7 protein-coding genes and 1 pseudogene are annotated in these 8806 nt (G+C 70.4%); 1 reads left to right on the top strand and 7 read right to left on the bottom strand.

What is annotated here, in order from left to right; all coding sequences use genetic code 11:
- Positions 1–229 precede the first annotated feature (229 nt).
- The 6 genes and pseudogenes from ALI22I_RS03175 to ALI22I_RS03205 all read right to left on the bottom strand — a co-directional run.
- Complete coding sequence (locus ALI22I_RS03175) at positions 230–571, bottom strand: hypothetical protein (protein ID WP_077004044.1); 342 nt, start codon at positions 569–571, stop codon at positions 230–232.
- Positions 558–1049, bottom strand: coding sequence for a hypothetical protein (locus ALI22I_RS03180; protein WP_077004045.1), 492 nt, complete (start codon positions 1047–1049; stop codon positions 558–560). Before ALI22I_RS03180 ends, ALI22I_RS03175 begins: the two co-directional genes overlap by 14 nt.
- Positions 1012–5373, bottom strand: a complete 4362-nt coding sequence (locus ALI22I_RS03185) for a DUF6531 domain-containing protein (protein WP_238598053.1) — start codon at positions 5371–5373, stop codon at positions 1012–1014. The genes ALI22I_RS03180 and ALI22I_RS03185 overlap by 38 nt, the downstream gene beginning before the upstream one ends.
- On the bottom strand, positions 5370–5678 hold the full coding sequence (locus tag ALI22I_RS03190; RefSeq protein WP_077004046.1) for a type VII secretion target: 309 nt from the start codon (positions 5676–5678) through the stop codon (positions 5370–5372). Before ALI22I_RS03190 ends, ALI22I_RS03185 begins: the two co-directional genes overlap by 4 nt.
- 4 nt (positions 5679–5682) lie before the next feature.
- Positions 5683–6606: a YbaB/EbfC family nucleoid-associated protein gene (locus ALI22I_RS55005; RefSeq protein WP_083751384.1), complete on the bottom strand. Its 924-nt coding sequence runs from the start codon at positions 6604–6606 to the stop codon at positions 5683–5685.
- A 209-nt stretch (positions 6607–6815) separates the two neighbouring features.
- A pseudogene (locus ALI22I_RS03205) lies at positions 6816–7376 on the bottom strand (GNAT family N-acetyltransferase); the annotation flags it as partial.
- Here ALI22I_RS03205 and ALI22I_RS50340 point away from each other — a divergent pair.
- Positions 7336–7539, top strand: a complete 204-nt coding sequence (locus tag ALI22I_RS50340; RefSeq protein WP_179118075.1) for a hypothetical protein — start codon at positions 7336–7338, stop codon at positions 7537–7539. The pseudogene ALI22I_RS03205 and the gene ALI22I_RS50340 overlap by 41 nt on opposite strands.
- Positions 7540–8324: 785 nt before the next feature.
- Here the strand turns inward: ALI22I_RS50340 and ALI22I_RS03215 are convergent.
- The gene (locus ALI22I_RS03215) at positions 8325–8765 is read right to left on the bottom strand and encodes a VOC family protein (RefSeq protein ID WP_338013459.1); all 441 of its coding nucleotides are present in this window, start codon (positions 8763–8765) and stop codon (positions 8325–8327) included.
- Positions 8766–8806: the final 41 nt, after the last annotated feature.

Here is an 8806-nt window from a genome sequence, read left to right on the forward strand (position 1 = left end):
TCGGCGGAACACTCTTTCGCTTGCGGCAGAGCTGTTACAGGAACCGCCGATGCTCCACCCACGGCCCCGCTAGATCCACACGCCACGCCGTCACACTCCGGTCGCCCACGCCGCAGCCCCTGCCGCCATCGCCTCACCGGACTCACACCAAAAGTGCGAAAGTCGAGTAACTACCCGGCCTTGGGTCAAGACCCCCAGGTGTGTTTGCCGGGTCGCTGCGATGTGTTGCTCACAGTGAGCCGGTTCTGGACGTCCGGTGGGTTACCAGGGTTGCGGCGGTTGCGGTGAATCGGACGTTGGTGCCCTCGCCCGTCACGGTGACCGACACGCGGTCGCCCGTTCGGATCTGGTCGACACGGATGGGTGAGTGGTGGCTCCAGCTGGACACGTCCAGGTCGCTGATCTCGTCGAACCTGAGGTGGAGGCGGATCCAGTCGTGATCTGGTGGGGCGTTCCACGTCTGGCGGCTTGCCTCGTCGAGTGGACCTTCTAGCGACGCGGTGACGGCGTTGCCGCGTTCGTCCCAGTGCAGGGCGTAGAGCTCGCACGCCGACAGGTCAGATGTGTTCATGGTAGGTGTCGATCTCCGGGCCCGGGACCGCCGTGTACAGGCGCTGGTCGAGTTTGCTGGTGAAACCGTGCGGTCCGTCGTCCACGGCGTTCGGGGGCGAGTTGTGGGCACTGACCTTGCCGAAGCGGATTTGCTCGGCGCACGTCAGCGACAGGCGGAGCGATTCGCCGGTCACCGTCACCGCCAGCCGTGCCGGACCTCGTGCGGCGGCGAAATCGATCGAGACCTCGGTCGGCAGCGGTGCTCCGGACAGCCGCACGTCGTCTACCGCCAGGAAGCCGAGGTGCGCTTGGACGCGGTCGTATCCCGGCACGTCGGACGGGACCGGCAGGTCTACGCGCAGCGTGCAGCCCGGACCGCGGCGCTCGAACCGGATCGACCGCAGCACCAGCCCGGTGAGGTCCGGCTGATCCGGGTAGAACCGGGCGAGGAGCTTCGCGTCATTGGGCAGGAGTCGGCCGGCCCAGGCTGGGGTCATAGTAGTAATGCTCCTGCGCTCCGGGGACTTGGCCGTTGCGGCTCTCGTCATAGGGTCGCACATGCACGTGTGGCGGCTGGTCGCCCACACCGCCCTCACCGTACTGGTGGCCGGTGTAGTGGTCCTGGAACACGATCAGGTCGCCATCGCTGTTGAGGTAGACCTCCTCCGGGAACATCACTGGTTGGTGGTTCTCGTCCATGATCTGCTTGCCACCCGGCGTGGTCGCAGACACCAGGCGGCTTTCGAGCGCCTCGGAGCCCGGTGGGACGCCCGCGTCGGTGAGCGCCTGCTGCTTGGCCGCGTCGCCACAGGGCAGCAGGCCGAGCGGGTCGATCTCCCGGGTCGGGTTCGGCACGTACGCGCCCGGGTTGATCGACGGCACCAGCCCCATCGGGTCCGGTGAGGCGTACCGGCCGGTTTCCGGGTCGTAGTAGGGGAAGTAGTTGTAGTGCCAGCCCGTTTCCGGGTCGTGGTACTGGCCGGGGAACCTCAATGGGCAGGCCGCCGCGCCGCTCTGGGTCAGCGTCCGCCCCCACAGGCTGGCGGTGCGACGCCAACCGACCTCGCCGCGGGCGTCGACCAATTCGGTCGGGCTGCCGACGACGTCCGCCACGATCGCGTAGAAGCGCCGGTCAACCTCGTCCTGGTCGATCTGGGCGACCGGCGTGACCGACCCCGGCTGGTACTCCCAGGTACTGGTCGCGCCGCTGCTGTGCGCGTGCTCGACCAGCCGCGCGCCGTCCCAGGTGAAATCGGTCCGGTCCACGACCTTCCCGGTCGCGTCGAGCCGCTGTTTGGCGATCCGCCTGCCCATCGGGTCGTACTGGTACCGCCAGGTGCCGCCGTCGGGGGTGACCACCGAGGTGAGGCGGTCCTCGGCGTCCCAGGTGAAGCGCCACAGCCGCACCCGGCCGGACAACGTGCGGTGCCGCCGTTGCACCACGCGGCCCTGCTGGTCGTGGACGTAGGAGGTGCGGCCCGCACTGCGCAGGCGCATGGCGGCGTACTCGCGCGGCCCTTCGGACCCGTCGTCCACCACCGGCAGGTCGGCCCGGGTGATGTTGCCGATGGCGTCGTAGCCGTAGCGCTCGGACCAGCCCTGCCCTTGCACGGCGAGCACACGGCCCTGCCGGTCCAGGGTCAGCCGACGTGAGCCTGCCGGGTCGACGATCCCGTCGAGCTGACCGTCCGGCCGGTACCGCCAGCTGCGGTGCGTGATCGGTTGCTTGGCCGCGACGACCTGATCGGTCAGCCGGTTACCGGACGACCACGACTGGGTCACGGTGAGTTCACCGAGGCTGCGCTCGACCTGCCGGCCCAGCGGGTCGTGCCGGAACGCGACGCTGTCGCCGGCCGCGTGCAGCGCCACCGGGTTGCCGGCCGGGTCGTACTCCCAGGTGGACGTCACGCCGGCCGCGGTCTGCCGGAACGAGCGCCTGCCCGCCGCGTCGAACCGGGACCGGACGGTCCGCCCGGCGACCGTCTCCGTCAGCACCCGCCCGCGGGCGTCCCGCTCGTAGACGACCTCGACGTCCGGGTTCGCCGCGCGGATCACCCGGCCACAGGGGTCGCGGTCGAAGGTGGTCGTGCCGGTCGGCGTGTGCTTCGCGACCACGTCGCCGTGGACGTCGCGCTCGTAGACGACCGTCTCGCCTATGCCGTTGGTGCGGGTGGACAGCCTGCCCGCGGCGTCGCGGGTGTAGGTGAGCACCCGGCCGTCGAAGTCCACCTCCCGCGCCAGGTTGCCCGCCGCGTCGTACTCGTAGCGCCAGCTCAACCCGTTCGGGCCGACGACCTCCACGAGCCGGAGTTCGGTGTCGTACGCGTAGGACGTCCGGGTGCCGTCCGGCGTGGTGCGGGCCGCCGGGAGGTCGAAGAAGGTGAACTCCGTGCGGCTGGCCTGGCCGAGCGCGTCCACGTACTCGACCGGGTTGCCCTCGCCGTCGTAGCGCCACTGCTCGGTGCCGCCGTCGGAACGGGTGCGCGCCAGCAGCCTGCCCTCCACGGTCCAGCTGTACCGGGTGGTGTCGCCGAGCGCGTCGGTCGTGGCGACGAGGCGGCCGAAGGCGTCCCGCTGGTGCCGTCTCGTGGCACCGAGCGGGTCGGTGATCGCGGTGATCAGCCCGGCGCCGTCCGTCTCGTACCGGATGACGCTCCCGAGCGGGTCGGTGGTGGCGCTGAGGTGGCCTCGCTCGTCGTACTCGAACGTGGTGAGAGCGCCCGTCGGATCCGTCTCGGTCACCAGGTTGCCGTGCTCGTCGTACTCGCGCAGCCACCTGCCGCCGGCAGGATCGGTGACCTCGGTCGCCAGTCCCGCCCCGGCGTAGACCGCGTTGACGGTCGTGCCGTCCGGCCGGGTGATCGTGGTGACGTCGCCTTCGTCGTCGTAGGCGTAGCGGGTGGTGTGACCGAGCGGGTCGGTGATCGCCGCGAGCCGGTCGTTCCGGTCCCACTCGCGGGTGGTCACGGCACCGAGGGGGTCGATCTGCCGCACCATCTGGCCGAGCTCGTTGAACTCGTAGGTGGTCGTGTTGCCCAGGGTGTCGGTGTGCGCGGTGCGGCGGTGCTCGTAGGTGAACGTGCCGTTGAGCGCACCACCGGAGCCGATCGTCGTGATGGCCCGGCCTTCGTCGTCGTAGACGTACCGGTACCAGACATCGTTGCGGTCGGTCCAGGACGTGAGCCTGCCGTCCTCGTCGTGCGTGAACCGCAGCGGTGCGCCGGAGGAGTTGGTCACCTCGGAGAGCTGCCCCGTGCCGTCGTAGGAGTAGGACGTCAACGTGATCGGCTTGGTCCCGGACACCAGCCGCAGCGCCGTCACTCGCCCGTCTGCCGTGTCGACGGCGACCTCGTAACCGCCGGAATGCCGTACCCGGGTCGGCAGGCCGTCTTCGTCGTAGTCGATGAGCATCTCGCCGCCGGCCCGTCGCCGCACGGCGGCCAGCGGCAGTGTCGAGTGCGCGCCCCACTCCGTGTCCACTGGCTGGAAGTCCCACACCAGCCCGCGCTGCGGGTGCGTCACCTCGTAACCGGCACCGCTGCGCCGCAACGACAGCCGCGGACCGAAGTCCGGCAGCACCGGTTCGGCGCCGTCCGGCTTGGGGAAGCGCAGCAGTCGACCGTCGTCGGTGGCCAGCCAGATGTGCACCGGACCGACTTCGACCCGCTGGTCCAGGGTGGAGGCCCAGGACGGACCGAACAGCCGCCCGGCCCGGTATGCCGACTGGTGGTGCCGGGAGAACACGACCGGCAACAGGCCGGGCAGTGCGGCGTCGGTCTGGGACAGCACGACCTCGCCGGTGGCGACGTCGATCGGGTCGTCCGCGCAGAACGGCCGATCAGCCGACTGGGAGGCGTCGTGGGGGTCGTCGACCGTGCTGTCGATGTCGTTGCCCTGCCCGTTGCCCCCGGTGCCGTCGCCGGCCCCCGCGTCGTCCGGCGACGTGCTGCTGTCCGGGGATGTGCCGTCCGGGCTGGTGGTGTCGGGGCTCGGGGTGTCGGGTGTGGACGGTGTGTCCGGCGTGGTGGTGCTGGACGGGGTGGTCGTGCTCGATGGGGTCGTCGAGCCGTCGGCCTTGCGGCCGAGCTTGGCCAGCTTCTCCATGATCTCGCCGAGCTTGTCCAGGACCTTGCGGATGCGCGGCGTGACGTTGCCGATGGTCTTGACCAGCTTGCGGACCAGGTCGCCGATCCGGTTGCACACCTTGGCGATGGTCGCGGTCGCCTGCGCGACGATCAGCGGCGTGGCCAGGCCCAGCGTCGCCACCGCCTCCAACGCCCAGGTGATCAGCTTGCCGACCACCTCGGCGACCAGGTCGCGGATGATCTCCCGGACCGCGGCGACGACCTCGCCCATGATCATCACGCCGGTGCCGATGCCCTCGGCCAGCGTGCCCGCCCCGGCGATGGCGTCCGCGGTCTGCGCGGCGTGCCCGCGATAGGCGTCCGCGGCCTGCCCCTGCCAGCCCGGGGCGTCCTGCGCCGCCAACTCCTCCGCCACGAGGGCGACCTCGGCGGCGACGTTGGACCACGTCTCGCTGAACGAGCGGATCACCGGCGGGTCCCCGGCGAACCAGTCCAGCGCCTCCTTCAACGGCTCTACGTGCTCGATCAGCCACGACACACCGTAGGAAGCCACCGTGCCGATCGGGTCGATCACCATCGACAGCACTTCCAGGCCGACACCGATGCCGCCCAGCCCCGCCGCGACCCAACTGCCGTCGGAGATGCCCTGCGCCAGGTCCGTGGCGGACTCGGCTATGCCGATGCCGGTGACCGCCGTCGTGTCGCTCTGCGCCGTCGCGACCAGGGGATTGTTCACGTGTTCATCCCGTCGAAGCGCGCGATCTCGCCGGATTCCTGGTCGTCGTAGGCGCGCGAGGCCTCGCGCAGACCCGCGGCGTTGTCCGACACCGTCTCGGCCGCCTTGACCAGGGCGGCCACGCCCATGTCCTCGAACGGCTGGAGCAGCATCGCGAACGGCTTGCACACCACGCCGTACGCCGAGTCGTTCATCGCGACGGTGCGGGCCGCGTCGGCGGCCGTGCGCAACCGCTCCGCCAGACCTTCGACCCGACCGGCCAACGCGCCGACCTCACCGGTGAGGACCTCATACCCGCCGGTCATCGCGTCACCCCAAGTAGCTGTCGTCGGTGAAGTCGCCGTCATCGCCCTGCCTGCGCGGCGGCGCGGCGGGCGGCGCGTCCGGCTCGACCTGCGGGAAGTTCCGCTCGGCGACCGCCACGATGTGCCGCCCGGACTCGGTCTCGCCCACCGTCTCGCCCACGATCCGCGCCAACTCGGCCGGGTAACCGGCCTGCGCCTTGCCCATCGCCTCCATCACGGCCGCTGCGATCTGCTCCGGCCGCAACCGGCTCACGTCCGCGGTCATCGTCACCGCAGCGGGAATCCCGTTGGCCCCCACGGTGACGCTCACCGCGCCGCCGGCGGCCGACGCGGTGATGGAGATCCGCTCGACCTCCTGCCGCATCGACGCGTACCGGGCCGCCTTCTCCTCCGCGTTGCGCTGCCAGTCGTCCACAAAGCGCTCCACATTGGCCAGTGGATCGGTCATCGGCTCTCCCCCCGGTGACGCTGCGGATGGCTTCGAACTGTAACCCGAGCGTGCGGTCTGTCTCGGCCTTTTGGGAACTTCCCGAGTTCCACGGCCGCTGGTGGCGGCGGTGCGCGGAGCCGGGGCCATCACATGTCTCAAGGACTGGAAGCCCTTGCCACCGGCTACCGAGACTGGGTCGGCCAACTCCACCACCGTCACCCGGCCGGCAGACTCCGTGATCCACAGCATCAGGTGGTAGTCCACCGACTGCGCGTGGTCGGAGGCGCCCAAGATGTACCCGAGGCCACTGATGTCGACCCCCCGGCCCCGGCCGGGGAACACCAGGGCGATGATCCTGGCCCGACGGCCGCGGAGCCCGCGGGCGAGGACGTTGGGCGTATACCGCAGCTCGGCCATCGCCTCTTCGATGCGCGCCCGGGTCGCGGCGGAGACCGGGCGCGTGCCGTTGAGGGCGTAGGACACGGTGCTGATGGACACCCCTGCCCGTCAGGCAACGTCCGCCATCGTGTTCACATCTGCCCGTTCCCCTCGTGCCTGCGTGCTCGGACGCACCGGAGATCGGCACCGATGTCGCCGCGTGGCCACGGAGTTGATCGCGACGCGGTCCAATCGATTCGACGACGACTGGCTGACCCTGGCGTGACCAACACGTTCGCGTCCGGTGGGGTCAGGACGGACGCGGAGTCGGCTCGGCGTTCGAGCATGACGGTGTCGCGCCAGACGCCGTGGTGTCGGGTGATGCGTTCTCGGACGCCGACGGTGCGGTAGCCGGCCGAGTGGTGCAGGGCGATGCCGGCGCGGTTCTCCGGGAAGATCGCGGCTTGGAGGGTCCACAGGCCGGCCTCGTCGGCGGCGGTGACCTGTTTGTGCAGCAAGGTCTTGCCGACGCCTCGGCCGCGGAAACCGTCGCCCACGTAGACGGACGTTTCGGCTACGCCGGAGTAGCACTCGCGCGTGGAGACGGAGGTGGCACCGGCCCAGCCGGCCACCTGGCCGTCGACGACCGCCACCCAGCGGTGGTCTGACAGCCACTTCGACTCCAGCATGCGGCGGCTGGGGATCTCGGTCTCGAACGTAGCGTTGCCGGTGGCGATGCCCTCGCCGTAGATGCGGCGGACGTCGGCCCAATCCTGCTCTTGCAACGCGCAGACGGTGACGTCGATCGGCAGGTCGGTCGGGCAGCACGGCCGGGTGACGATGGCGCCCATGACGGCGTCTGCGGCGTGCGGCAGGCCGGTGCAGCACGCCGAAACCCGTAACCAACAACTCCAGGCATGGCTCGACCGCACGACCCTCGTCGCCATCCCCGGACCCCCCACCACCGCGGCCGGAGACAGCCAGGTCTTCGGCGAGATCAGCCGCACCCTCACCCCGCCGGCAGCACCCGCCACGAAGAAACCCTTGACATAGGGTGTGGGGTGTCAGAACTCTGCACTGAGCCGCTGAGCTGCGGTGATCGAGCGCCATGGACCACAGGGGCATGATCGTGAAGCGTGGCGTTGCGACTGCTGTACCTGACCTTCGCCCGGCTCGCCAGCCGGCAGGTTCTGCTCGGCCGCTCGTCGGCAGCCAAGTACGTCGAGCTACTGGTGCTGTGACACGAGGTCGCCGTGCTGCGCCGGGCCAATCACCGCCCGCGGCTGGACTGGGCTGAGCGCGCGGTGCTCGCCGCACTGGCGCAGCGACTACCCAACCGGCCATGGGAGCACCGGTCGGCGACACCCGGCACCGTCCTGCGACGGCACCGGCGCCTGGTCGCGAGGAAGTGGACCCACCCGAACCGGACCGGGCGCCCACCGGTCGCGACACCGTCGTGGCGTTGATCGAGCGGACGGCGAGGGAAAACACCGGCCGGGGACTACCACCGGATCCAGGGCGAACTGCTCAAGCTCGGCCACCGGGTGGCCGCGTCGCCCATCCGTCGCATGCTCACGCGCCTGCGGATACCGCCCGCACCGACCCGGAACACCGACACCTCCTGGCGGGCGGTTCACCGCCTCGTTCGACACCGTCCTCGCCGACGCCGGCACCCAGGTCGCGAAGATCCCGCCACGCTGCCCGAAAGCGAACTGCCACGCCGAACGATTCGTCGGCACCGTCAGACGCGAGGTCACCGACCGACCGCGGTCGACGACCTGACGGGCACACCCTCACCCCATCGACGACGCGTTCCGGAGGACCATCCGGGCGACAGGTCAACGCAGGACGCAGAACTCGTTGCCCTCGGGGTCGGCCATCCGCACCCAGCCCTCGAACTCCCGCACGGCCACCGCGCCGAGGCCCACCAGACGGGTGACCTCGGCGGCCGGGTCGTCGGCGCCCAAGTCCAAGTGGACACGGTTCTTGGCCACCCTGCCCTCGGGCACCAGCACGAAGAAGTAACGCGGCAGGCCGGGACCGGCCTCCACCAGCACCCTCGGATCGTCCTCAGGATCGTCGACCCCCTTCTCCCCCAGGCGACGCAACCCCTCCTCGTCGTACGGCGCCACCCGGTAGCCGTCCAGGACCGCGGCCCAGAAACGGGCCAACGACGCCGGATGCCCGCTGTCGAAGACAATGTCGTGAACGCGGGCCACGTCCCGTACCCCAACGCGGAGCGCTTGTCCGGCAACGACTTCCCGCCGCAACCCCGCCACAAGACCTCGACCAACCGACGAACCGCCTGCGGCAGGTACAC

Origin of the sequence: Saccharothrix sp. ALI-22-I, from assembly GCF_001984175.1 — a bacterium.
Classification (GTDB): domain Bacteria; phylum Actinomycetota; class Actinomycetes; order Mycobacteriales; family Pseudonocardiaceae; genus Actinosynnema.